This window comes from Pseudomonas sp. VS40, from assembly GCF_018587885.1.
Lineage (GTDB): Bacteria > Pseudomonadota > Gammaproteobacteria > Pseudomonadales > Pseudomonadaceae > Aquipseudomonas > Aquipseudomonas pergaminensis.
In genome coordinates this window covers 76,534-100,579 of the sequence record NZ_JAGYWD010000014.1, presented here as the reverse complement: position 1 = coordinate 100,579, position 24,046 = coordinate 76,534, and the positions used below count along the sequence as shown (strand labels likewise).

Below are 24,046 nucleotides of genomic sequence, written 5' to 3'. Positions count from 1 at the left end.
ATGGACCATATCGATCACATTATGATTGTCGACGACGATCGTGAGATCCGCGAACTCGTCGGCAATTACCTGAAGAAAAACGGCTTGCGCACCACGGTGGCCTCGGACGGTCGGCAAATGCGCGCCTTGCTCGATGCCACGGCGGTGGACCTGATCGTGCTCGACATCATGATGCCGGGCGACGATGGGCTGGTGCTGTGCCGCGAGCTGCGTGCGGGCAAACACAAAGCCACGCCGATCCTGATGCTGACCGCACGCAACGACGAAACCGACCGCATCATCGGCCTGGAAATGGGCGCCGATGATTACTTGGTCAAACCCTTCGCCGCCCGCGAGCTGCTGGCGCGCATCAACGCCATATTGCGCCGCACTCGCTCACTGCCGCCCAACCTGATCGTCAGCGAAGCCAGCCGCCTGGTGGCCTTCGGCAAATGGCGGCTGGACACCACCGCACGCCACCTGATGGACGCCCAGGGCACCATCGTCAACCTGAGCGGCGGCGAATACCGCCTGTTGCGGGTCTTTGTCGACCACCCCCAGCGTGTACTGAGCCGCGATCAATTGCTCAATCTCACCCAGGGCCGCGATGCCGACCTGTTCGACCGCTCCATCGACTTGCTGGTCAGCCGCCTGCGCCAGCGCCTGCTGGATGACGCGCGCGACCCGGCCTACGTCAAGACAGTGCGCAGCGAAGGCTATGTGTTCACCTACCCGGTGGAAATCCTGGGAGAAGCCTCGTGAAACGGCTGCGCTGGCCGCGCTCCCTGGCCTCGCGCCTGACGCTGATCTTTCTGACCAGCCTGGTGATCGCCCACGGGCTTTCCTTCGGGCTGCAGTTTTATGAGCGTTACCAAAGCGCCATGTCGCTGATGCTGGGCAATTTCGAACAGGACATCAGCACCTCTGTGGCCATGCTCGAACGCCTGCCCGCAGAAGAGCGTCAAGCCTGGCTGCCTCGCTTCGAACATGCCACCTATCGCTACCAACTGGATGAAGGCCAGCCTGGCCAGCCGATGGACATGACCACCGCGCCCGCCTCGGTGCACTCGATGGTGGCCACCCTGGGCCAGGACTACAGCCTGACCTTCAATACCATCCCCGACAAACGCCCGCATTATCAGGCGCACTTGCGCCTGCGCGATGGCACGCCGCTGACCATTGATGTGCGCCCACAAGTCTCACCGCTGTCGCCCTGGCTGCCGCTGTTACTGGGGGTGCAGCTGTTGCTGCTGCTCGGCTGCACCCTGCTGGCCGTGCGCACCGCGATTGAGCCGCTGACACGCCTGGCCAATGCGGTCGACCGCCTGGACCCCAACGGCGGCGGCGCGCGCCTGGATGAGAACGGCCCCACCGAGGTGGCCTACGCGGCCGTGGCCTTCAATACCCTGCAGGAACGCATCGCCACCCACATCAAGGAACGCATGCAACTGCTCGCGGCTATTTCCCACGACCTGCAAACCCCGATCACGCGTATGAAACTGCGTGCCGAGCTCATGGAGGAGTCGGTGGAGCGGGAAAAACTCTGGAATGACCTCAGTGAAATGCAGCACCTGGTCCAGGAAGGCCTGGCCTATGCACGCAGCATGGACGGCACCATCGAGGCCAGTCGCCGGGTCGACCTGCATTCGTTTCTCGACAGCCTGGTGTTCGACTATCAGGACGTCGGCAAACAGGTGGTGCTCACCGCGCCCACCAGCACCGTGATCGACACCCGCCCCCACGCACTGCGTCGGGTGCTGGTGAACCTGGTGGACAACGCGTTGAAGTTCGGCAGCGACGTCACGGTCAACGTCGAGCACCACGCCGATGCGCATCTGTCGATCCAGATCCTTGACCGTGGCCCCGGCATTCCCGAGGCGCAACTGCTCGACGTGGTCAAGCCGTTCTATCGCGTCGAAAGCTCACGCAACCGCACCACCGGCGGCACCGGGCTAGGCCTGGCCATTGCGCAGCAGCTGGCGCACACCCTGCAAGGCGGCCTGACCCTGTACAACCGCGAGGGCGGCGGGTTGTGCGCGCAGTTGCTGCTGCCTCGCTGCCAGTCACCCATGCCGTCAGTCGCGGACCAGAAAGTCGCGCGGTGAAACGCCGATCGCGCGGCGAAACATCGCACTGAAGGCACTGGCGCTCACATACCCCAGGTCCTGGGCGATCCGGCCGATGGGCTCGCCATTCTCCAGCCGTTCCAGGGCACAGGCCAGGCGCACCTGCTGCACCCACTGGCGGTAGGTCAGGCCGGTTTCCTTGAGAAACAAGCGGATCAGCGTGCGTGAACTGGCGCCGACCTGGTCAGCCCAATACGCCACCGTGTGGGTTTGCCCAGGTGTTTCAAGTATCGCGCGGCACACCATCAGCAGTCGGCGGTCGAGCGGCCACGGGATCTGCAACGGCAAGGTGCGCGCGGCGGCCAGCTCGCTGAGGATCAGCGCCACCACGTGACTATTGCGGCCTTCAAGTTCGTACTCGATCGGCTCATTGGCCAGCACCAGAATCAGCTCACGCAACAGCAGCGATACATCGACGATCCGGCACCGGTCACCGAAACCGGCGGCCGCGTCGGCCTGGATATAGATCGAGCGCATCTGCACCGGCGTCAGCATCAGTTGATCGTGTTCTTCTTCGGCGGGAATCCACAGTGCCCGTTTGGGTGGCAAGAACCACAGGCTGCCTTGGGCAACGGCGCGCATCACCCCACTGACCGCATACAGCAACTGGCCGTGGCGATGGGTGTGCGGCGCGTTATAGGCACCGGCCGCCTGGTTGCGCACAAGGGCCATGAGCACACGGGGCACGTCCTGGTAATCCAGGTAGTCCTCGCTGCGTCCGTTCATTTCGACGGGTTTACCGACGGCGCGGGCATCTTGCTTCATGGTGGGCTCATCGCATTGTCACTTTGTCGATATAAGCTGGCATTTGTCGATTCTTGCACATTGCTACGATCGGTTCGACTTCCACGACCCGAAGAGCCCGTCGACATGACCTCCACTGACAAGCACAGCCTGGCAGCCGTCCTCGGCCTGTTGGTGCTGTCCATCGCCCTGCGCCCCGCCATCGTGTCCATCGGGCCGATCCTGCTGTTGATCCAGGACCAGTATGGGTTGAGCTTTACCCAGGCGGCGCTGCTGACGTCGATCCCGGACGTGTGCATGGGTGTGCTCGCCCTGCTTGCGCCAGGCTTGAGCCGACGCTTTGGGTCGGACCGCTGCATGATTGCGGCCCTGGTGCTGATCGGTGCCGCGTGTCTGCTGCGGGCGGTCTCGCCGAATGCCGCGCTGCTGCTGCTGAACACCTTTGTGATCAGTGTCGGCATCGCCATCGCCGGCGCGTTGATGGGGGGCTGGATCAAAACCCACTTTGCCCACCGTCCGGCGTTTTTTATGGGTATCTATGCCGCAGGCTTGAGTGTCGGGGCCACCCTTTCTGCGCTGTTCACCGCGCCCCTCACCGAACTCGCCCACAGCTGGCGTGTAGGCGCCGGTGCATGGAGCCTGTTGAGCGTCACGGCGGTGATCAGCTGGGTGTGGATGGCCCGGCGTTTCGCGGCCGGTGCGCCTCGGCTGGCCCCAGCACCGGCCCGGTCGATCCGACTGCCGTGGCGCAATCCCCAGGCGTGGCTGGTGGCGCTGTACTTCGGTGCCAGCCAGTTTGTGGTCTATGCCCTGTTCGCCTGGCTGGCACCGTCCTCCACGGAAACGGCCGTCACCCACCTGTCCGCCGGCACCTTGCTGGGGCTGTTCACCGCTGTATTCGCGGTTGCCAGCGTCGGCGCCGGCCTGATCCCCGGCAAGGCCCATGACCGTCGCGGCCTGCTGGCCGTCTGCACATTGATCGCGCTGTTGGGCACCGCAGGCATGGCGTTTGCGCCGACGGCGTGGCCAACCCTGTACGTGTTGCTGGTGGCGATCGGCCTGGGCATGGCGTTCACCGTGGGCATGACGCTGCCACTGGACAATGCCAGCAGCCCTGCACAAGCCGGTGCCTGGACGGTATTCATGCTGTTTATCGGCTATCTGGTGGCCGCCTTGGGCCCGCTGTGTTTCGGTGCATTGCGCGACCACAGCGGCAACTACAGCCTAGCCTACGCCATGCTGTTTGCCGTGCTGGTCTTCATGCTGTGCCTGACGCCGATGCTCAAACCGGCCCAGACCAACGCCCTCGCGCCACACGCGGCCGAGGTTGTACGGACTTGAACCAACGTTGGGATCTCCTATCATGCTCAGACCGAAACAGGGTTCCAATCCCCTTGAATACACCTTCCTCTTTTCGAGAGCGCGATAACCGTGGAGTCCGCCCCTGACGACCTGCATGAGGCCGCGAGCCTGGACTTTGCCTTCGGCCCTTTTCGCGTGGTTCCGGGCAAACGCTTGCTCACGAAAGATGGCGCGGCATTGGAAATCGGCGGTCGTGCCCTCGACCTGCTGATCGCCCTGCTCGAACGCCCAGGACGCGTGGTGTCCAAACGTGAACTGATCAGCCTGGTGTGGCCCGACATCATCGTCGAAGAAGGCAGCCTGCGTTTTCACATGACCGGGCTGCGCCGCATTCTGGGCGATGGCGAAGACGGTGCACGCTATATCAACACCCAAGTCGGCGTTGGCTACGCGTTCGTCGCGCCGATGGAGCGCGCGGCGCGCCCTTTGCCCGCCCCGTACAGCCACCCTCGAATGGCCAATGGCGTCGGCCGCCTGCCGCCGCGCCCCAGCCTGATCGGGCGCCACGCCGATGTGGCGCTGGTGATGGAGCGGCTGCGACAACCCAAGCTGTTCACCATCGTCGGCCCAGGCGGCGTGGGCAAGACCAGCCTGGCCGTGGAAACCGGCCACTGCCGCGCAGAGGAAGACGCCGTGCACTTCGTCGACCTGGCCCAGGTCGAGGATCCGGACTTGGTGCCCATCGCCCTCGCCAGCGCACTGGGCATTGCGGTGCAGGCCGAAGAACCGATGCAGGTGTTGCTCGCCCACCTGCGTGTGCAACGGTTGCTGCTGATCATCGACAATTGCGAACACCTGATCGATGCGGTCTGCGCCCTCGTTGAACAGATCCAGGATGCGGCCCCGGGCGTGGCCCTTCTCGCCACCAGTCGCGAACCGCTGCGGGCGCGCGGCGAGCACGTGTATCGGCTCGACCCGCTGGCCTTTCCCAGCGAGTTGCAGGACTTGAGCGTTGAACAACTGCTGGGATTTCCCGCCGTGCAACTGTTTGTCGAGCGCGTGTACGCCAGCAATGCCGCACTGGCCCTGGCACCCGGCGATGCACGTCTGATTGCCGACATGTGCCAACGCCTGGAAGGCATGGCGCTGCCCATCGAATTGGCGGCAGTGCGCGTGGCGGTGCATGGCGTACACGCCACTCATGCCCTGCTCGGCGAGCGCTTTTCCCTGGGATGGGCCGGTCGCCGGACCGCGCTGCCACGGCATCAGACGCTGCGCGCAATGCTGGACTGGAGTTACGACCTGCTCTCGGCCAATGAACGCTTGGTGTTCGAGCGGCTGGCGGCATTTGTCGGACCGTTTGCCCTGGAGGCGGCCTCGCACATTGCCGCCGACGACTGGATCGACCCCGTCAGCGTGGCCGCGACCCTGGATGAGCTGGCCGCCAAGGGCCTGGTCACCGTGAACCGCAGCAACGCCACGGCCTCTTACCGCTTGCTGGAAATGACCCGCGCCTATGCGCGGGAAAAACTCCAGGTGCGGGGCCCATCCGAGGTGCACGCCCTGGCCTTCAGGCATGCGGCGTACCATATGGAGCAGCTCAAGCACCTGGGCGACACCCCTCACGCGATCTTCGCCAGCGCCACGCGGCTGGGTTGCCAGTTGGGCAATATCCGCAGCGCGCTGGAGTGGAGCTTCGGCCCTCAGGGCGACCCCGGCCTGGCACTGCCGCTGGCGGCGGCGAGTGCACAACTGTTCCTGCATTTTTCCCTGTTGGTGGAATGCCGCACCTGGTGCACCCGCGCCACTGAGTTGCTGGAACTCGGCTACTTCGGCACGCCCACCGAAATGGAACTGCAAGCCGCCCTGGGCCTGGTGCTGATGTTCACCAAGGGCAACAGCGCCGCCGCAGAAAAAGCCCTGTTACGCGCCCTGGACATTGCCGTGAGCCTTGGCGAGCACCGCTCGCAACTGCGCCTGCTGGGGCGTTTACAGATTTTCTACGAACGCATTGGTGACTTTAAGGCGTCCCTGGCCTGGGCCGAACGCGCCGTGGAGATCAGCGCAGTGATCGCCAAGCCGGAAGCCATCGCGGTGGCCGCCTCCCTTGCGGGCATCTGTTATCACTTGCTGGGGGACCAGGCGTTGGCGCGCCACGCGTTGGAACACTCCCTGCGCAACAGTGTGCCGTCGCAGCGCAGTCTGACCATTCACTACGGCTTCGACCATCGCAACCGCACCGGCCTGGCCCTGGCGCGCACCCTGTGGCTGATGGGCTTTCCCGACCAGGCCAGGCGAGGCGCCCAGCAGGTCGAAACCGAAGCCGCCGCGCTGGACCATGCAACCACCTATTGCATCGCGCTGGTCTGGACCCTGCAGATTTACATCTGGACCGGTGACCTGCACACCGCCGCCGAGCGCCTGCACACCTTCAAGTCCATTGCCGAAGCCAACGCCTTCGGCCCCTATATCGCCGCAGCCATGGGCTTTGGCGCGGCGGTCGCCATCCGCGCAGGCCAGCCCGGCAATGCCGTCGCCGTCCTTGAGGAAACCCTGGCCCGCCTGCACGGCATGCGCTACGAATTGCTGACAACCTCCTTCGAGATCGCCCTGGCCGAGGGCTTGATCCTGGAAGGGCAATTTGAAAAGGCCCTGGTACAAGTGAAGGCGACCATCGAACACTGTCGACACAGCGGCGATGCCTTCCCCCTGCCGGAACTGCTGCGCCTCCAGGCCAGCATTCATAAGGCACAAGTGCCCGGCGACAACAAACGGCCTGAGACACTGCTGGAAGAATCCTTGAGCCTGAGTCAGCAGCAAGGCTCACGCAGCTGGGCGTTGCGCAGTGCCATCGACCTGGCCGCGCTGTGGCAGGCGCAAGGTCGTGGCAGTGAGGCCCAGCGTTTGCTGGGCCAACACCGCGAGCAGTTTTCGGAAGGCTTTGATACCCAGGACCTGCGCCTGCTACAGGCGCGCCTGGACGATGCTCAACGTACCTGAAAAAGCCTCAGGGCTTGGCCAAAGGGCGCAATGGGCGGAAGGCCTCGCGCAGTTCCTCGCTGAACAGTTGCGGCTGTTCCCAGGCGGCGAAATGCCCGCCCTTGCTGACCTGGCTGTAGTAGGACAACGAGGGATAGGCGCGCTGGGCCCAGGTTTTCGGGGCCTGGTAGATCTCGCGGGGGAACGCGGTAATGGCAACCGGAACCTTGATGGTGTCGGTCTTCTGCGCTGCGGCGCTGAAGTTATTGTTGTTGTTCTCCCAGTAGAAACGCGAAGACGCCGCACCGCTGTTGGTCAGCCAATACAGGCTGATGTCGTCGAGCATTTCGTCACGACTGAGCACACGCTCGGGCTTGCCATCACTGTCGGTCCAGGCGGCGAATTTCTCGTACATCCAGGCGGCCGTACCGGCCGGCGAGTCGGCCAGCAGATAGCCGATGGTTTGCGGGCGAGTGACCATCATCGCGCCGTACGCCGCGTTGCGCCCAAAGAAGGTACTCAGCGCGTTGTAGGCCGTGCGCTCAGGTTCGGTGAGGTTGGCGGGCGCCGGTTCGCCACTGTTGATCGGCTTGACCAGTTCAGGCGGCACGGTGGCCGGCATGTTCAGGTGAATGCCGAGCAAACCGGGGGGCGCCAGGCGGCCCAGCGCGTCGGAGATCACCGAGCCATGGTCGCCCCCCTGGGACACGTAATGCTGGTAGCCCAGGCGTTTCATCAGCACATCCCAGGCCTTGGCGACCCGGTCCGGGCCCCATCCCAGTTCGGTGGGCTTGCCGGAAAAACCGTGGCCTGGGATCGATGGGATCACCACGTCGAACGAATCTTCGATGCGGCCACCGTAGGCGACCGGGTCGGTCAGCGGGCCGATGGTTTTGAGGAATTCAAATTGAGAACCCGGCCACCCGTGGGTAAGAATCAACGGCAGCGCGTTCGGATTGCGCGAGCGCACATGAATGAATTGGATGTCGACCCCGTCAATGGTGGTCATGAACTCAGGCAGCGCATTGAGCTTGGCCTCGGCCTTGCGCCAGTCGTAACCATTGCCCCAGTACTTGACCAGTGCCTGTACCTGCGCCAATTGCACGCCCTGGGAGGTGTCGTTGACGGTTTCCTTATCGGGCCAGCGGGCGGCGGCGATGCGTTTATGCAGGTCGGTCAGTTGGGTTTCATCAACGTGAATGCGGTAAGGACGGATGGCGTCGGTGGCCGCCCACGCGGCCTGGCTGCCGGCGAGCAGCGCCAGGCCGAGCAACGAGGCCCGGCAGCGAAGCCGCAGGTAATGGGACGAAGCTGCAAGCATGATGAATCTCCTGTCGTGGCACTGCGCCCTCGTGGCCCGTGCAAGACCGATCAGACCATCGGCGTTTGCCGCGGACGATTGCACGTAGGTGTCGGTCGATACCTTTGTATGACTTGCCAGCAGAAGCGCCCGATGCTGCCATCCACCCTCGATAAATAAAGGACCCAAAACCAATGAGTGGGCAGGCAATCAGTGCGGCTACACCGGGCACTCCGACGTGGCGCGCTGCGTGGATCGTGGTGGGGCTGTGCTTGCTGTTCAATGTGATCGACGGCCTGGACGCCATGGCCATGGCGTTCACGGCCAGCCGCGTGGCCGCGCAGTGGTCATTGAGCGCGGCGCAAATCGGCCTGCTGCTCAGCGCCAGCCTGGTGGGCATGGCCTGCGGCTCGTTGGGGGCTGCGCCGATGGCCAACCGGCATGGACGCCGCCGGGTGTTGCTGGCGAGCCTGATGCTCAGCGGCATGACCATGGTGCTGTGTTTCTGGAGCCAGGGTTATTGCACTTTGCTGTGCCTGCGCTTGCTCACGGGTATCGGCGTGGGCGCGGTGTTGGTGGGCGCCAATGTCCTGACCCACGACCATGCACCGCCCACCCGTCGCAGCCTGGCAATTGCCTTGCAATCGGTGGCCTTTGCGCTGGGCGCCACCTTGGGTGGGGTGCTGGCCCATCTGCTTAGTGACGGCCTCGGTTGGCGTTATGTGTTCCTGGCAGGGGGCAGCCTGACGCTGTTGGTCGGCGTGGCCGGCGTGCTGTGGTTGCGCGAGTCTGCGTCGCAGGTAGCGCTGGCGGCCGAGCGGCCAGGCCAAGGTTATCGCGGTCTGTTCAGCCACGGACGCTGGGCATCGACCTGCACCTTGGCCTGCGTATGCTTTTTGCTGATGTTCGGGTTTTATTTTGTGATGAACTGGACCCCCATGCTGCTGACCCATAGCGGTTTTTCCGCACGCCACGGCATCACCGGCGGCATGTTGCTCACGGTTGGCGGCATGTTCGGTGCACTGCTGTTGGGCTTGGGTGCAATTCGCTGGGGCTGCAACCGGTTGCTGTGCATGTGCCTGCTGCTCAATGCCGTGCTGATGCTGCTGATGGTGACGGCCACGCGCATACCGCTGCTGGCGATTGCCACGGGGTTCACGGCCGGCCTGTTGCTCTATGCCGCCATTGCAGCGCTGTTTGTGCTCGCGCCCCAGGCGTTCGACAGCTCCGAACGTACGCGCGGCGTGGGCCTGGTGCTGGCCGCGGGAAGGCTGGGGGCCATTGTGTCGCCCACGTTCGCCGGTGTACTGCTCGACGCCCAGTGGCGTCCCCAGGATCTGTTTACCTTCTATGCGGGCAGCCAATTGCTGGCTGCCCTGCTGATCTGGCGCAGGCGCCGGCCTAGGCTTGAGGCAGGATAATCAGCTTGCCTGTGCTGCGGCGTGACTCGATATCCCGATGTGCCTGGTGCGCCTGCGCCAATGAATAATGCTGGCCGATGTTCACCTTGAGCCTTCCAGTACTTACCCAGGCGAACAACTGCTGCGCGCGGGCCAGCAGGGTCTCGCGGTTACGCACATGATGCATCACCACCGGGTAGGTCAGCTTGACGCTGCGCGGGATGGAAAAGATATCGATCGGCGCAATCGGGTCCATGAACGGGCCGAACAGGGCCAAGGTGCCGAAGTAATCCAGCAGATTGAGTGACTCGTTGAAACCTTCATTGCCGGTGCCGTCATACACCACATTTACCGCGTGCTTGCCCACCAGGCGTTCGACCTGACCGGCGATATGCCCGGCGTGCCCGATCACCACGTAATCGGCGCCAGCCGCCAATACGCTGTCAACCTTGTCGGCATGGGAAACCCGGCCAATCGCCTGGCCGCCGAGCAGCTTGACCATCTGCGTCAGCATAAGCCCTACTCCCCCCGCCGCAGCGTGGATGAATGCCACGTCACCCTTCTGGATCGCGTGCACGTCAAACACCAGGTTGCTCGCGGTGAGGCCTTGCATCATCAGGCCGGCGGCGGTTTCGAAGCCGATGTCATCGGGCAACGGCACCAATTGGCTGACCGGGGCGATGACCTGTTGCGCATAGCTGCCAGGGACGTAATACCAGGCCACCCGATCACCGGGTGTTACCTCAGTCACCTCCGGCCCGACGGCCAGCACCACGCCTGCGCCCTCTGCGCCCAGCGTCAGCGGCAACGGGCTGGCGGCGCCGAGACCTCGGCGCGCGCCGGTATCCATGAAATTCACCCCGGCGGCCATGACCTGAACCAGTGCCTGCCCAGGCCCTGGCCGGGCCAGTGAAACCTCTTGCACGGCCAAGACTTCGGGGCCGCCAAATGCGTTGATCATCACTGCTTTCATCGTGTTCACAGCCTTCAACATCCGTCAGCGTCGGATGACGCCAAACCTGCCGCCATGCTGTGCAGCACGTGTATCTGCGGCATGTCGGCAAAGCAGCAGGTTTGAATGACTGTGTAACGTCAGTCACGCTGGATACAGTGGCTTACGTTCACACCAGGTTGAGCACCACATCGATGTTGCCACGCACCGCCTTAGAGTACGGGCATGTCTGGTGGGCACCTTCAATCAGCGCCAGCGCCACATTCCGCTCCAAGCCCGGCAGGCTGACGTTCAAGCGTGCCCGCAAGAAGTAAGCGTCGCCCTCCATGCACAGGTCGACTTCAGCATCGATGGCCACGTCAGCCGGCAACTCGACCTTCAACTTGCGCGCCGCCAACCCCAGGGCGCCGTTGAAACAGGCCGACCAGCCGGCCGCGAACAGTTGCTCGGGGTTGGTACCGCTGCCTTTGGAGCCCGGCGGGGAATGGAGGATGTCCAGACGCCCGTCGTCGCTGCGCGAGGTACCCCCGTCGCGGGCACCGGTGGTGTGGACTTTGGCGGTGTAGAGTACTTGTTTGGCGGTCATGGCAGAGCTCCGGGAAATTGAGGAAAGCGCACTCGGGATGCGCGACTCAATCAAAACAGCATTCGTGCCCGCCATCGATAACACGATGGTATCGTTTGCCTGCCCGCCAGCGTGGGCATGCGACACCTAAGTATGATGGGCGAACAGCCGCCCACAGGGCATTCTCTGCGCACGGCGCCTGTCACTAGAGAACCGGTATGTCGAATGAATTCGATCGCGTCGTCGATGCACTGCCTGGGGTGGCCTTCACCGCCGTGGCGGACGGCAGCGTCGACTACGTCAACCAAGGCTGGTGCGCCTACACCGGACACAGTGCCAGCGCAGCCATCGGCTGCGGCTGGCAGGCGGCCGTGCACCCGGACGACCTGCAGACCACGCTCAACGCCTGGCGCGAGGCGGTACGCAGTGGCGAGCCCTATCGCAAGGAACTGCGCCTGCGCCAGGCAGACGGTACCTACCGCTGGTTTGTCAGTGACGGCAAGCCGATGCGCGACAGCCAGGGCCGGATCCTCCGCTGGTGGGTGATCAGCGTGGACATCAACGAGCAAAAGCGCGACAAAGCCTTAATCGCCCACGCACTGGCCGAAGCCAGCGCCTCGGAAGACCGCCTCAGCAACATCATCAACGCCATTCCCGGATTTGTCTGGAGTGCGGCGCCCGACGGCAGTGTCGGCTTCGTCAACCAGCGCTGGTGCGACTACACCGGCATGAGCCTGGACGAAGCGCGCGGCGATGGCTGGGCGCGCTCGGTCCACCCCGACGACGCCGAGCAACTGGCACAGTATTGGGGTGCCCTGCTGCAGTCGGGCGAAGCCGGAGAGTACGAGGCGCGGTTGCGCCGCTTCGACGGCGACTACCGCTGGTTCCTGGTGCGCGCGGTACCGCAACGTGATGCGTGGGGCGTGGTGCTGCGCTGGTACGGCGAGAACACCGATATCGAAGACCGCAAGCGCGCCGAAATGCTCGCGGCGAGCATCGCCATCGAACGCCGGTTATCGGAAGAAACCCTGAGCAAGGTGCGCGCGGAGCTGGCGCACCTGGCACGTGTGGCGAGCCTGAGCACCGTCACCGCCTCGATTGCCCACGAAGTCAATCAGCCGCTGGCCGGCATCATCACCAATGCCAGCACCTGCCTGCGCATGTTGGGCGCCGACCCGCCGAATGTCACCGGTGCCCTGGAGACCGCGCGGCGTACCATTCGCGATGGCAACCGCGCCGCCGAGGTGATCAACCGCCTGCGTGCGCTCTTTTCGAAGAAATGCATCACCCTCGAACCAGTCGATTTGAACGAGGCGGCACAGGAGGTCATCGCCATGCTGCTGGGCGAATTGCAGCGCAATGACGTGAAGCTGATCCCGGAATTTGCCGACGCGCTGCCCACCGTCAACGCCGACCGCGTGCAACTGCAACAAGTGATCCTCAACCTGATCCTCAATGCCACTGAGGCGATGAACACCATGACGGGTCGTTCGCGGCACCTACATGTCACCACCGGGCTGGATGAACAACAGAGCGTCTACCTTGCCGTGAAGGACAACGGCAATGGTTTCGACCCGCAGGATGCCGAGCGCCTGTTCCAGGCGTTCTACACCACCAAGGCCACCGGCATGGGCATTGGGCTGTCCATCAGTCGCTCCATTATCGAGCGCCATGATGGCGTGTTGTGGGCCACCGCCCATGACGGCCCCGGGGCCACTTTCCGATTTGCCCTGCCGCGCATGACCGACCAGGACGCCGACTTGACCAAGGAGGGAATCTGATGGAACAGCCTGTTCTTATAGCGGTTGTCGATGATGACGAATCGGTGCGCGAATCCCTGCCGGACCTGCTCCGGGAGTTCGGTTTTGCGGTCGAAGCGTTTTCCTCGGCGCCAGCGTTCCTGGCATCGCCCCATGTGACGGGCACGCGCTGCCTGATCCTGGATGTGGCGATGCCAGGCATGTCCGGCCCGGAACTGCACGCCACCCTCCAACTGCGCGGCCATGGCATTCCGGTGATCTTTATCACTGCCCATGGCGATGCCGGCGACCGGCTCAAACTGATGCGCACCGGCGTGGTGGACTGCCTGATGAAGCCGTTCAGCGAAGCGCAATTGCTCAAAGCGCTGAGCGCGGCCTTTCCAGTCGTCTGAACCGCTCCAGCAGGGAGCTATCTTGAAGGAGCTATCATGATGTATTCGACTCACCCCATCGCCCATGCACGCAGAGCCGCGCCGATGACCGACACCCAGCCGATCGTATTCGTTGTCGATGACGATGTTTCTGTGCGCGAATCCCTGGAGCTGTTGATCCGGTTCGCCCAGTGGCAGCCCCGGCTGTTCGAATCGGCCCAGGCGTTTCTGAGCCAGCCGCGTGCAGACGTGCCCACCTGCCTGGTGCTGGACATCAACCTGCCCGACCTCAACGGCCTGGACCTGCAAGCCGCCATCGCCAACGAACGCCCGGACACGCCGATCATTTTCATCACCGGCTACGGCGACATCCCTCTGACGGTGCGCGCCATGAAGGCGGGGGCGGTGGAGTTCCTGACCAAGCCGTTCAATGATGACGTGCTGTTGACCGCGATTGCCGGTGCCCTCGAAAAGAGCCGCACCCTGCTGGACCAACAGGATCAATTGCGCGTCCTGCGGGCGGCCTACGCCACCCTGACGCCACGGGAGCAGGAAGTGATGACAAGGGTCGTCGCGGGGCATATGAACAAAGTCATTGCCTGCGACCTGGCGATCAGCGAGATCACGGTCAAGGCCCATCGGGGCAAGGCAATGCGCAAAATGAAGGCCCGCTCGTTGGCGGACCTGGTCAAGATGGCGGCTTTGCTGGCAAAGCCGCTGCATTGAGTCACTGAGGGGCCTTGGCCTCGTTCAACAGCGTCTGGATCATCTGCTCCTGCGCCTCGTACCGTCCTTCGCCAAAGTGGGTGTAGCGCACCTGCCCCTTGGCGTCGATCAAGTAATGGGCGGGCCAGTACTGGTTGTCGAAATTGCGCCAGATCGCATAGTTGTTGTCGATGGCCACCGGGTAGGTGATACCCAGCTTGCGCACCTGGTCCTTGACGTTGCCGATGATGCGCTCATAACCGTATTCCGGGGTGTGGACGCCGATCACCACCAAACCGTCCTTCTCGTATTTCTTCGCCCATTGCTTCACATACGGCAGGGTGTGCTGACAGTTGATGCAGTCGTAGGTCCAAAAATCCACCAGCACCACTTTACCTTTCAAGGATTCGCGGGTGAGTTCGGGTGAGTTGAGCCACTCGACCGCACCGGCCAGCGATGGCATGGCGCCCTTGGTATTGTCCCGCGCCGGGTCGGCCTTGACCTTGCTCACCACGTAATCCACCACTTTGGGCACGTTTTCCAGCACGCCTTTTTCCAGGCTGCTGACCCCTTCGGACGATGTGCCGGCGAGCAGGGTCTTGTCCGCTCCGGTGGAAATCACCACCGCCGCCGCCAGTACCGCCACCCCGGCACCACGGCGCAGCCAACCGGTCACTGGAATAGAGGCCTTGAGTCGATTGACCAGGCCACGCCCGGCAAAAATCAGCGCACCCAGGGACAAGGCGCTGCCCAGGCCGTAGGCCACCAGCAACAGGCTGGTCTGCGCATTGGCGCCTTGCAGCATTGCGCTGGTCAGGATCACACCCAGGATCGGCCCGGCGCAGGGCGCCCACAGCAGGCCTGTGGCGACGCCGATCATCACTGACTTCAGCGGACCGGACAGCGTGCGGCTGTCAGGATCGATACGGTTGCCCAACAACACGAAGGGGCGCGCCAGCCAGCCACCGACCCGCGCCGAGATCAGCGACAGCGCAAACAGCCCCATCACGATCAGCGCCACGTGGCGGCCGGTGTTATTGGCCTGTATCACCCACTCCGTGCTGACCACCGCCAGGCTGGACACCAGCGCGAAGGTCAGGACCATGCCGCCGAGGGTCAACAGGATCGAACGGCGGGTGCGGTCGACGCCGGCGAACAGAAACGGCGCCACCGGCAGGATACAGGGGCTGAGGACGGTCAGGATGCCGCCCAGGAATGCGATGAGTAGCATGGTGTTCACCTTATCGAGTGGGGAGACGGCGTCACGCTGTCTGGTGGTCCAGCGCCTGGCCGAGCGGTGTGCGGCGGCTGCCGTCCTCTACCAGCAGGTCATGGCCGGCGGCGTGTTGCACCGGCGTCAGTTGGAAGCAGGTGCTGGCGGCGCAGCTGCTTTTCTCCACGGCGGCGTTGGCGTGCACGGCAGTGCCGGCAAGGGCAAAGGCGGTGGCGGTCAAAAAGCGGGTCAGCGGGTTCATGGCGGTCTTCCTGTGGCAAACAATGGGAGGGGACAGCGGGACTCAGTTATCGCCGACGCAACCGTCGCCGAACTTGAGGTAATCCAGCACCTGGGTCTTGTCGTGGGAGTCCAGGTAGGTCATGCGCGCATTCACCACGCCGCAGGTGGACTTGGAGTCCTGGCTCATCGATACCACTTGCTTGATGTCCAGGTGCGTGCCGTAGTTGTAGGTCTGAGCGGTAACGGCGGCTTCGGCGCGGGCCGACAAGGTGCAGATGTTCAGGGCGGCAAACAGGCAGGCGGCGTAGATGGCTTTGGTGTTCATGGTGGTTGACTCCAGGTTCTCAGGGTTGGAGGCGGTGTGCCTCGTTGGAATCAATTAAAAGCCCCTGAGGTATCGCGCCTGTGTCGGAAAACCGCGCGGATAAATCGATACGTATCCACAGCCCCGGCCGATACACAGCGATACAAAAAGCCCAAAGGACGACCTGGATCAATAAACCGCCCTCGCCGCTCGGCTACCTTCGCGACCTTTTGCGACCCGTGCCCATGCCTCCCATCCTCGCCCCCGAACTGCTCGCCCCCGCCGGCACCCTGAAAAACATGCGCTACGCCTTTGCCTACGGCGCCGATGCGGTGTACGCCGGCCAGCCGCGCTACAGCCTGCGGGTGCGCAACAACGCGTTCGACCATGCCAACCTGGCCCTGGGTATCCAGGAGGCCCACGCCTTGGGCAAGCGTTTCTACGTGGTGGTCAACATCGCGCCGCACAACGCCAAGTTGAAGACCTTCCTCAAGGACCTGGCCCCGGTGATCGCCATGGGCCCGGACGCGCTGATCATGTCCGACCCGGGGCTGATCATGCTGGTACGAAGGCACTTCCCGCAGATGCCTATCCACCTCTCGGTACAGGCCAATACGGTGAACTGGGCCAGCGTGGAGTTCTGGCAGCAGCAAGGGATATGCCGGGTGATCCTGTCGCGGGAGTTGTCCCTGGAAGAAATCGATGAGATCCGCCAGCAAGTGCCCGCCATGGAACTGGAAGTGTTTGTACACGGCGCCTTGTGCATGGCCTATTCCGGGCGCTGCCTGCTCTCGGGCTATATGAACAAGCGCGATGCGAACCAGGGCGCCTGCACCAACGCCTGTCGCTGGAAGTACCAGGCGACGCCGGCGGTGGAAAACGCCACGGGGGATATCGTCCAAGCGTTCCAGCCGGAACCGACCCTGGGCATCGGTGCGCCCACCGACCAGGTGTTCCTGCTGCAAGAAGCCAACCGCCCCGATGAACAGATGCCCGCCTTCGAAGACGAGCACGGCACCTACATCATGAACGCCAAGGACCTGCGCGCGGTGCAGCACGTGGAGCGCCTGACCCACATGGGCGTGCATTCGCTGAAGATCGAAGGCCGCACCAAATCACACTTCTATTGCGCGCGCACCACCCAGGTGTATCGCCAAGCCATCGACGATGCGGTGGCCGGCCGCGCCTTCGACCGCACCCTGATGACCGACCTCGAATCCCTGGCCCAGCGCGGCTACACCGAGGGTTTCCTGCGCCGGCATGTGCACGATGAATACCAGAACTACCAGAACGGCAGTTCGGTGTCGGAACGCCAGCAATTCGTCGGCGAGCTGACCGGCGAGCGCCGGGGCGAACTGGCCGAGGTCAAGGTGAAGAACCGTTTCGCCGTGGGCAATCACCTGGAATTGATGACCCCCGCCGGCAACTTTCACTTTGATCTGGCCACCTTGCACAACGCCAAGGGCGAGGCCATAGACGTGGCGCCGGGGGACGGGCACACCGTGTATGTGCCGCTCCCGGCCGAGCTGGACCTGCGCTTTGGCCTGCTGATGCGCGACGTCTAACGGGTCGCCGCGCAGGACCTGTGGATCGCCGCGCAAGCCTGGCGCAACGACGCCTCATCCAGGGCGTAGGCGATCCGCAGGTAAGGCGCCAGCCCGAACGCGCTGCCGTGCACCACGGCCACATTGGCCTCGTCGAGCAGGGCGTGGGCCTCGGACCACCGTTCATCGTCAATACCCGAGGCGCCAGGGGCGGTTCGACAAGGGGCTGTGATCGGTATATTCGTATTAACGTTAGGCCAACATACGCCCAAGCTATGGTTGATCAGATCCGGAACTGGCCGACCAACTGTCCCAGGCGCTGCCCCAGGTCCGCCAGGCTGCGGGAGGTCTGGGCACCCAATTGGGTCTCATCGGCGACGCTGTCCACCGCCACGGCAATCTGGTGCACGCTGCGGTTGATCTCTTCGGCCACGGCCGTCTGCTCTTCGGCGGCGCTGGCGATCTGGGCGTTCATCGAATTGATGGTGCCGATCAACTGCGCCATGGTGTCCAGGGACGCCCCGGCTTCGTTGGCCTGGGCCGAGGTGCCGTCGCCGGCATCGCTGGAGCGGCGCATGGCATCCACGGCGGCTTCGGTGCCTTTTTGCAGGCGGTCGATCATGCCCTGGATTTCCTGGGTGCTGGTTTGGGTGCGGCTGGCCAGGGCGCGCACTTCATCCGCCACTACCGCGAAACCACGTCCGGCCTCCCCTGCCCGCGCGGCTTCGATGGCGGCGTTGAGCGCCAGCAGGTTGGTCTGTTCGGCAATGGAGCGGATCACGCTGAGCACACTGACGATGGAGGACACGTCCTGCTGCAAGCTGTCGAGGGACACGCCACTGCTGCGGATGTCGTTCACCAGCGCATGGATTTGCGCGATGCTGCCGTCCACCACGCGCTTGGCGGCCTGGCCTTCGGCGTCGGTTTGCTGGGCCGCCACCGACGCGCCTTGGGCACTGCGCGCCACTTCCTGAGCGGCGGAGGACATCTGGTTGATCGCGGTGGCGACCTGGTCGGTTTCGTGGCGCTGACGCTCCATGGCCTGCTCGGAGCGCTGGGCCTGGTCGGAGACCTGGCTGACCAGGCCGGTGAGTTGGGTGGTCATTTCGGTGATCTGGCGCACCAGCCCGTGGATCTTGTCGACAAAACGGTTGAACGCGCCGGCAAGGTCGCCGAGTTCGTCCTGGCTGGTGATGGCCAGGCGGCGGGTCAAGTCGCCTTCGCCGGCGGCGATGTCGTCGAGGTTGGCTTTCATCAGGTGCAACGGACGCAAAATGGTATTGGCCAGCAGCATGCCGACGGCGGCGATCACCAACAGCACCACCACGGCCACCCCGAGGATGCTCAGCAGCACGCCTTCCATACGTTTTTGCACCTTGGCTTCGACCACCGCCACCTGGGCTTCGATGCCATCCAGGTTCACCGAGGTACCGATGACCATGTCCCACTTCGGCAGGTATTCGGTGTAGCCCATCTTGGGCACCAATTCGGTCTGGCCCGGCTGGGTCGAGCTGTATTGCAGGTAGTGGGTGCCGTCCTTGCCGACCTTGACCAGGTCACGGTTGACGTACACGCCGTTGGGGTCGCGGTTGTCCTTGAAGCTCTTGCCGACGCCATCGGGGCTGTTGCCCTTGAACAGGCGGATGGTCTCGGAGTCGTAGCCGAAGAAGTAGCCGTCCTTGCCGTAGCTGGTGTTGGACAGCAGTTTGACCACCTGGGCGCGCGCGGCGGTGTCACCGGGTGCGGCCGCGTCGTAGAGCGGCTTGATAGTGGTCATCGCCACTTCGACGTAGCTTTGCAAGGTGGCCTTGGCGTCATTGAGCAGGCGCTGGCGGGTTTCTTCCACCTCATTGCGGGCCTGGCCCTGCAGGATCCACACGGTGGTCAGGCTGATGACCACGGCAAACAGCAGCACCGGCACTACGGCGAGGGACAGGACTTTGGCCTTGAGGCTCAGACGCATGGCTTTTCTCTCTCTTATTAGTGGCGACCTGAGAGTTTATCGGCCAGTTGCCAAATACCTGTAGGAGCCGGCTTGCCGGCGATAGCGGTCTCACGGACGCCATCGCCGGCAAGTCGGCTCCTACAGTGCGCGGGGTGTCAGAGGGTCATGGCGGCCAGCCAGCCGAATGCCAGCAGCGGGAGGTTGTAATGCAGGAACGTCGGTACCACGGTGTCCCAGATATGGTGGTGCTGGCCGTCGATATTCAGGCCGGAGGTTGGACCAAGGGTCGAGTCCGAGGCGGGCGAGCCGGCGTCGCCCAAGGCACCGGCCGTGCCGACGATGCACACGATGGCCAGCGGGCTGAAGCCCAGTTGCACACACAGCGGCACAAAGATCGCGGCCAGGATCGGCACCGTGGAAAACGACGAGCCGATGCCCATGGTCACCAGCAGCCCCACCAACAGCATCAGCAGCGCCCCTACCCCACGGCTATGGCCGATAAAGGCCGCCGAGGTTTCCACCAGCGAGCGCACGTCGCCGGTGGCCTTGAGCACTTCGGCAAACCCTGACGAGGCGATCATGATGAAGCCGATCATCGCCATCATCTTCATGCCTTCTGTGAACAGGTCGTCGGTGTCGCGCCAGCGCACGATGCCCGACACCGAGAAGATCAGGAACCCGGCCAGGGCGCCGATGATCATCGAGTCCAACCACAACTGAATGATGAACGCGGAGGCAATCGCCAGGCCGGCCACCAGCAGGGTCAGCGGGTTGTACTGCACGGCCACCTGTTCGACCCGCTCGATTTTCTCCAAGTCGTACACGCGTTTCTTGCGGTAGCTGATAAAGACCGCCACCAGCAGGCCGACCACCATGCCCAGCGCCGGCAGGCTCATGGCGTGGGTGACGTTGACCTGGCTGATGTCCACGCCGCTCTTGGCCACGTTGGCCAACAGGATCTGGTTGAGGAAGATATTGCCGAAGCCCACCGGCAGGAACATGTACGGCGTGATCAGGCCGAAGGTCATCACGCAGGCGATCAGGCGGCGGTCCAGTTGCAGCTTGGTCAGCACGTACAGCAGCGGCGGCACCAGCAACGGAATGAACGCGATATGGATCGGCAGGATGTTCTGCGAAGCAATCGCGACCACCCACAGCAGGCCGATCAGCAGCCATTTGACGTGGCTGCCGCCAGTGGCTTCCTGGCGGTCCACCAGCAGCAGGGCCTTGTCGGCCAGCGCGTGGGCCAGGCCGGACTTGGCAATCGCCACGGCGAACGCGCCGAGCAAGGCGTAGGACAACGCCACCGTCGCCCCCCCGCCCAAGCCGCCGTTGAAGGCTTTGAGCGTGGCCTCGATACCCAGGCCACCGCTAAGGCCGCCCACCAGGGCGCCGACGATGATGGCGATGACCACATGCACGCGGGACAGGCTCAGCACCAGCATGGTGCCGACCGCGGCAATGACTGCGTTAATCATGGTTACCTCAAGCAGAAACATAAAAAACAGGCATGCCCGCGCCCAGGCGGCCATCGAGTGGCAACCAGCGTGCAGGCTTGAAGGAGGTCTTATTAGAGGGCGGGCACTTTGCCGGACGCAGGTTCACATGTCAAAAAACGAACCTTGTAGTGAGCGAGCTTGCTCGCGCTGGGCTGCGCAGCGGCCCCAAAATCAATGAGAGCGCTGCGCACTCCAGCGCGAGTCAGCTCGCTCACCACAAAAGCAGGTTTAAATTGATCGTTTGAATAAAGAAAACCCCAAAACCGCCGATAACAGAGCCTCTATGTGTTTTCAGGTAAGGATGTACCGATGTCGCTTAGGCAGCTCTCCATTCAATGGAAAATCACCCTGCTCGCCGGCCTGTGCCTGCTGGGAATCGTGACCCTGCTGGTGGGTCTGTCGTTGTATCGCATGGAGCAGAGTTCACAGCAGGTCAAGGCCTCCAGCATGCAGATGCTGGATGAAGCCGCCCAGGCGCGGATCGAGGCCCAGGGTGAAGTGCAGGCGCTGGGCATCCGCCGCCAGTTCATGGACGCCTATCAGTACGGCCATGGCTTTTCGCGCCAGGTGCTGTTCTTGCGCGAGCAGGCCGAGAAGCGCTTTCTCGACGCCTTCGACACCCGCGAAGACCTGACCCGCCAGGTCAAGGCCGCGTTACAGGCCAACCCGGATTTGCTCGGCCTGTCCCTGGTGTTCGAAGCCAATGCCCTGGATGGCAAGGACGAGCTGTTCGCGGGCCAGGCGGAGCTGGGCAGTAACGACAAAGGTCGCTTCGCCCTGTACTGGTCGCAACCGACGCCGGGCACGCTGACCTCGATGGCGCTGCCCGAAAGCGACATGTCCGACACCAGCCTCAGCCCCAGTGGCGAAAAGGCCAACGCCTGGTTCACCTGCCCGCGCAGCACCTTCAAGCCGTGTGTGATTGAGCCCTACTTTTACACAATCAACGGGCAAAACGTGCTGATGACCAGCATCGTCTTCCCGCTGATGGTCAACGGCAAAGTCATTGCCTCGCTGTCGGTGGACATCAACCTCAACAGCCTGCAGGCGGTGAGCCAACAGGCCAGCCACAAACTGTATGACGGCCAGACCCAGGTCAGCATCCTCAGCCCCACGGGCCTTCTCGCCGGCTACAGCGCGGACGCCAGCAAGCTGAGCCAGCGCCTGGACCAGGTCGACACCGCCAACGGCGCGCAGTTGATCAGCGCCCTGGCCGGCAGTACACAGATCCGCAGCCTGCGCACCGACCATCAGCTCAAGGTACTGGCGCCGTTCGCGCCAATCCCGGAGGGCAAGCCCTGGGGCGTGTTGCTGGATGTACCAGAGAGCGTCCTGGTCGCCCCCGCCGAAGCACTGAAAACCCAACTGGATGCCGACAATGCCAAGGGCACCCTGCTGGAACTGAGCCTGGGCCTGATTGCCGCCGTGGTCGGCCTGATCCTGGTGTGGCTGATGGCGCGCAGCGTGACGCGGCCGATCCTCGGCGTGGCGGACATGCTCGAAGACATCGCCAGCGGTGAAGGCGACCTGACCCGCCGCCTTGCCTACGACAAAAAAGACGAGCTGGGCCAGTTGGCCGGCTGGTTCAACCGCTTCCTCGACAAGCTGCAACCGATCATCGCCGAGGTGAAACGCTCGGTGCAGGACGCCCGTGGCACTGCCGACCAATCTGCCGCCATTGCGACTGAAACCAGCGCGGGCATGGAACGGCAATATCGCCAGGTCGATCAGGTGGCCACCGCCTCCCATGAAATGAGCGCCACCGCCCAAGACGTGGCCCGCAGTGCCGCACAGGCGGCGCAAGCCGCACGGGATGCCGACCAGGCCACCCGCGACGGCCTCACAGTGATCGACCGCACTACCCGCAACATCGGCGAGCTGGCAGCGGACATGAGCACGGCCATGACCCAGGTGGAAGGGTTGGCTGCCAACAGCGAGAAAATCGGCTCGGTGCTGGAAGTGATTCGCGGCATCGCCGAGCAAACCAACCTGTTGGCGCTCAACGCCGCCATCGAAGCCGCCCGCGCCGGTGAGGCGGGCCGTGGCTTTGCGGTGGTAGCCGATGAAGTGCGCAACCTGGCGCGGCGCACCCAGGAGTCGGTGGAAGAAACCCGCCTGGTGATCGAGCAATTGCAGAGCGGCACCGAAGAAGTGGTCGGCGCCATGGGCAACAGCTATCGCCAGGCCCAGGGCAGCGTCGAACAGGTTGGCCAGGCCGTGACCGCCCTGCGCCAGATCGGCGACGCGGTGACAGTCATCAGCGACATGAACCTGCAAATCGCCAGCGCCGCCGAAGAGCAAAGCGCAGTGGCCGAGGAGATCAACAGCAACGTAGCGACCATTCGCGACGTGACCGAGTCGCTGTCCGAGCAAGCGAATGAATCAGCGCGGGTGAGCCAGGCGTTGAATAGCCTGGCGAATCAGCAGCAGGGATTGATGGACCAGTTCCGCGTGTAAAAACGCACACCTGTCGGAGCCGGCTTGCTGGTGATGGGGCCTACACAACGCTGTCCCTCCATCGCTAACCACGATGCGAAGCGAGCCGCTGTTGATCGTGATCTTGATCTGGCTCTTGATCTAGCTTTTGACCTTAGGCGCCCCGTCAAACACGCTGGCCGGAATTCGACAGGGATTTGGGGGGTAAACCGGCAGGGATGCCGGTTTAGCCGCCCCGCGCCATGGATGGCGCGTGGCGGCGGCCCCCCAAATACCTGTCGGATTACGGGCACACCGAGCCTAGGCGAGGTGCCGAGTGTTGGGGCAAGAGCCTTTTGCTTACTTTTGGGCTTTTCAAAAGTGAGCCGCCGTAAGGGCGGAACCCATAGCAGTCGTTACCCAAATAACGGATATGTACTCGATCAGATCCAACATCCAGGTCGGCTGTCAGGCCGCCTTCGCAGGCAAGCCAGCTCCCACATTTGGATCGCGGGGTGACAGTTAGATTGTGGTCGGCTGTCAGGCCGCTTTCGCAGGCAAGCCAGCTCCCACATTTTTGAGTCGTGGGGGGGACAGTTAGTTTGTGGTCGGCTGTTAGGCCGCTTTCGCAGGCAAGCCAGCTCCCACATTTTTGAGTCGTGGGGGGACAGTTAGTTTGTGGTCGGCTGTCAGGCTGCTT

General features: G+C 63.5%; 19 protein-coding genes and 1 pseudogene. 10 read left to right on the top strand and 10 right to left on the bottom strand.

The window, feature by feature from the left end:
• Both KHP07_RS28260 and KHP07_RS28255 read left to right on the top strand, forming a co-directional pair.
• Entirely contained in the window at positions 1 to 741 is a 741-nt protein-coding gene (locus KHP07_RS28260; protein ID WP_099494558.1) for a response regulator, read from the top strand.
• The gene (locus KHP07_RS28255; protein WP_100491100.1) at positions 738 to 2,084 is read left to right on the top strand and encodes a sensor histidine kinase; all 1,347 of its coding nucleotides are present in this window, start codon (positions 738 to 740) and stop codon (positions 2,082 to 2,084) included. Before KHP07_RS28260 ends, KHP07_RS28255 begins: the two co-directional genes overlap by 4 nt.
• On the opposite strand, the gene KHP07_RS28250 is transcribed toward KHP07_RS28255, so the two are convergent.
• Positions 2,055 to 2,870 carry an AraC family transcriptional regulator gene (locus KHP07_RS28250; RefSeq protein WP_100491101.1) on the bottom strand — a complete coding sequence of 272 codons (816 nt, stop codon included), beginning with the start codon at positions 2,868 to 2,870 and terminating at the stop codon, positions 2,055 to 2,057. The two genes, KHP07_RS28255 and KHP07_RS28250, sit on opposite strands and share 30 nt — an antisense overlap.
• Positions 2,871 to 2,975: 105 nt before the next feature.
• Here KHP07_RS28250 and KHP07_RS28245 point away from each other — a divergent pair, with 105 nt between their 5' ends.
• Together KHP07_RS28245 and KHP07_RS28240 are read left to right on the top strand one after the other, a co-directional pair.
• Complete coding sequence (locus KHP07_RS28245) at positions 2,976 to 4,190, top strand: MFS transporter (protein ID WP_214498435.1); 1,215 nt, start codon at positions 2,976 to 2,978, stop codon at positions 4,188 to 4,190.
• Between the two features lie 90 nt (positions 4,191 to 4,280).
• Positions 4,281 to 7,151 carry an ATP-binding protein gene (locus KHP07_RS28240; protein WP_214498434.1) on the top strand — a complete coding sequence of 957 codons (2,871 nt, stop codon included), beginning with the start codon at positions 4,281 to 4,283 and terminating at the stop codon, positions 7,149 to 7,151.
• 7 nt (positions 7,152 to 7,158) lie between these two features.
• On the opposite strand, the gene KHP07_RS28235 is transcribed toward KHP07_RS28240, so the two are convergent.
• A complete protein-coding gene (locus KHP07_RS28235; protein WP_099494525.1) occupies positions 7,159 to 8,451 on the bottom strand; it encodes an epoxide hydrolase family protein in 1,293 nt (430 codons plus the stop codon).
• Between the two features lie 173 nt (positions 8,452 to 8,624).
• On the opposite strand from KHP07_RS28235, the gene KHP07_RS28230 reads away from it, so the two are divergent.
• Positions 8,625 to 9,851 (top strand): MFS transporter, encoded by a 1,227-nt coding sequence (locus tag KHP07_RS28230; RefSeq protein ID WP_214498433.1) that lies wholly within the window; start codon positions 8,625 to 8,627, stop codon positions 9,849 to 9,851.
• On the opposite strand, the gene KHP07_RS28225 is transcribed toward KHP07_RS28230, so the two are convergent.
• Both KHP07_RS28225 and KHP07_RS28220 read right to left on the bottom strand, forming a co-directional pair.
• Complete coding sequence (locus tag KHP07_RS28225; protein WP_250883766.1) at positions 9,832 to 10,791, bottom strand: quinone oxidoreductase family protein; 960 nt, start codon at positions 10,789 to 10,791, stop codon at positions 9,832 to 9,834. The two genes, KHP07_RS28230 and KHP07_RS28225, sit on opposite strands and share 20 nt — an antisense overlap.
• Before the next feature lie 160 nt (positions 10,792 to 10,951).
• On the bottom strand, positions 10,952 to 11,368 hold the full coding sequence (locus tag KHP07_RS28220; RefSeq protein ID WP_099494521.1) for an organic hydroperoxide resistance protein: 417 nt from the start codon (positions 11,366 to 11,368) through the stop codon (positions 10,952 to 10,954).
• Positions 11,369 to 11,565: 197 nt separating this feature from the next.
• Between KHP07_RS28220 and KHP07_RS28215 the strand changes: the two genes are divergently transcribed.
• Genes KHP07_RS28215 through KHP07_RS28205 form a run of 3 tightly spaced genes read left to right on the top strand, consistent with a single transcriptional unit; the run spans position 11,566 to position 14,204 of the window.
• On the top strand, positions 11,566 to 13,128 hold the full coding sequence (locus KHP07_RS28215; RefSeq protein ID WP_214498432.1) for a PAS domain-containing sensor histidine kinase: 1,563 nt from the start codon (positions 11,566 to 11,568) through the stop codon (positions 13,126 to 13,128).
• A complete protein-coding gene (locus KHP07_RS28210) occupies positions 13,128 to 13,499 on the top strand; it encodes a response regulator transcription factor (protein ID WP_100491106.1) in 372 nt (123 codons plus the stop codon). The genes KHP07_RS28215 and KHP07_RS28210 overlap by 1 nt, the downstream gene beginning before the upstream one ends.
• A 39-nt stretch (positions 13,500 to 13,538) precedes the next feature.
• Positions 13,539 to 14,204, top strand: coding sequence for a response regulator transcription factor (locus KHP07_RS28205; RefSeq protein ID WP_099494517.1), 666 nt, complete (start codon positions 13,539 to 13,541; stop codon positions 14,202 to 14,204).
• Between the two features lies 1 nt (position 14,205).
• Here the strand turns inward: KHP07_RS28205 and KHP07_RS28200 are convergent, their stop codons facing one another.
• The 3 genes from KHP07_RS28200 to KHP07_RS28190 are packed head-to-tail and all read right to left on the bottom strand — an operon-like array spanning position 14,206 to position 15,964.
• On the bottom strand, positions 14,206 to 15,414 hold the full coding sequence (locus KHP07_RS28200) for a cytochrome c biogenesis protein DipZ (protein ID WP_214498431.1): 1,209 nt from the start codon (positions 15,412 to 15,414) through the stop codon (positions 14,206 to 14,208).
• Between the two features lie 31 nt (positions 15,415 to 15,445).
• Positions 15,446 to 15,658, bottom strand: coding sequence for a hypothetical protein (locus KHP07_RS28195; RefSeq protein ID WP_078047787.1), 213 nt, complete (start codon positions 15,656 to 15,658; stop codon positions 15,446 to 15,448).
• Between the two features lie 42 nt (positions 15,659 to 15,700).
• Positions 15,701 to 15,964, bottom strand: a complete 264-nt coding sequence (locus tag KHP07_RS28190; protein WP_038845122.1) for a DUF2790 domain-containing protein — start codon at positions 15,962 to 15,964, stop codon at positions 15,701 to 15,703.
• A gap of 224 nt (positions 15,965 to 16,188) precedes the next feature.
• Here KHP07_RS28190 and trhP point away from each other — a divergent pair, with 224 nt between their 5' ends.
• On the top strand, positions 16,189 to 17,508 hold the full coding sequence (trhP, locus tag KHP07_RS28185) for a prephenate-dependent tRNA uridine(34) hydroxylase TrhP (RefSeq protein ID WP_214498430.1): 1,320 nt from the start codon (positions 16,189 to 16,191) through the stop codon (positions 17,506 to 17,508).
• Here the strand turns inward: trhP and KHP07_RS28180 are convergent.
• The 3 genes and pseudogenes from KHP07_RS28180 to KHP07_RS28170 form a co-directional block, all read right to left on the bottom strand.
• A pseudogene (locus KHP07_RS28180) lies at positions 17,505 to 17,657 on the bottom strand (aminotransferase class I/II-fold pyridoxal phosphate-dependent enzyme); the annotation flags it as partial. The gene trhP and the pseudogene KHP07_RS28180 overlap by 4 nt on opposite strands.
• A gap of 113 nt (positions 17,658 to 17,770) precedes the next feature.
• Positions 17,771 to 19,450: a methyl-accepting chemotaxis protein CtpM gene (gene ctpM, locus KHP07_RS28175; RefSeq protein ID WP_099494514.1), complete on the bottom strand. Its 1,680-nt coding sequence runs from the start codon at positions 19,448 to 19,450 to the stop codon at positions 17,771 to 17,773.
• 137 nt (positions 19,451 to 19,587) lie between these two features.
• Complete coding sequence (locus KHP07_RS28170) at positions 19,588 to 20,907, bottom strand: Na+/H+ antiporter family protein (RefSeq protein WP_178076901.1); 1,320 nt, start codon at positions 20,905 to 20,907, stop codon at positions 19,588 to 19,590.
• A 333-nt stretch (positions 20,908 to 21,240) separates the two neighbouring features.
• Between KHP07_RS28170 and KHP07_RS28165 the strand changes: the two genes are divergently transcribed.
• Complete coding sequence (locus tag KHP07_RS28165; protein WP_214498429.1) at positions 21,241 to 23,388, top strand: methyl-accepting chemotaxis protein; 2,148 nt, start codon at positions 21,241 to 21,243, stop codon at positions 23,386 to 23,388.
• Positions 23,389 to 24,046 lie beyond the last annotated feature (658 nt).

Bases quoted from the DNA above. Each gene is read 5' to 3' on its own strand.
- KHP07_RS28260 (WP_099494558.1), top strand. From the start codon at position 1: ATGGACCATATCGATCACATTATGATTGTCGACGACGATCGTGAGATC.
- KHP07_RS28250 (WP_100491101.1), bottom strand. From the start codon at position 2,870: ATGAAGCAAGATGCCCGCGCCGTCGGTAAACCCGTCGAAATGAACGGA.
- KHP07_RS28245 (WP_214498435.1), top strand. From the start codon at position 2,976: ATGACCTCCACTGACAAGCACAGCCTGGCAGCCGTCCTCGGCCTGTTG.
- KHP07_RS28235 (WP_099494525.1), bottom strand. From the start codon at position 8,451: ATGCTTGCAGCTTCGTCCCATTACCTGCGGCTTCGCTGCCGGGCCTCG.
- KHP07_RS28230 (WP_214498433.1), top strand. From the start codon at position 8,625: ATGAGTGGGCAGGCAATCAGTGCGGCTACACCGGGCACTCCGACGTGG.
- KHP07_RS28225 (WP_250883766.1), bottom strand. From the start codon at position 10,791: ATGATCAACGCATTTGGCGGCCCCGAAGTCTTGGCCGTGCAAGAGGTT.
- KHP07_RS28220 (WP_099494521.1), bottom strand. From the start codon at position 11,368: ATGACCGCCAAACAAGTACTCTACACCGCCAAAGTCCACACCACCGGT.
- KHP07_RS28215 (WP_214498432.1), top strand. From the start codon at position 11,566: ATGTCGAATGAATTCGATCGCGTCGTCGATGCACTGCCTGGGGTGGCC.
- KHP07_RS28210 (WP_100491106.1), top strand. From the start codon at position 13,128: ATGGAACAGCCTGTTCTTATAGCGGTTGTCGATGATGACGAATCGGTG.
- KHP07_RS28205 (WP_099494517.1), top strand. From the start codon at position 13,539: ATGTATTCGACTCACCCCATCGCCCATGCACGCAGAGCCGCGCCGATG.
- KHP07_RS28200 (WP_214498431.1), bottom strand. From the start codon at position 15,414: ATGCTACTCATCGCATTCCTGGGCGGCATCCTGACCGTCCTCAGCCCC.
- KHP07_RS28195 (WP_078047787.1), bottom strand. From the start codon at position 15,658: ATGAACCCGCTGACCCGCTTTTTGACCGCCACCGCCTTTGCCCTTGCC.
- KHP07_RS28190 (WP_038845122.1), bottom strand. From the start codon at position 15,964: ATGAACACCAAAGCCATCTACGCCGCCTGCCTGTTTGCCGCCCTGAAC.
- trhP (WP_214498430.1), top strand. From the start codon at position 16,189: ATGCCTCCCATCCTCGCCCCCGAACTGCTCGCCCCCGCCGGCACCCTG.
- ctpM (WP_099494514.1), bottom strand. From the start codon at position 19,450: ATGCGTCTGAGCCTCAAGGCCAAAGTCCTGTCCCTCGCCGTAGTGCCG.
- KHP07_RS28165 (WP_214498429.1), top strand. From the start codon at position 21,241: ATGTCGCTTAGGCAGCTCTCCATTCAATGGAAAATCACCCTGCTCGCC.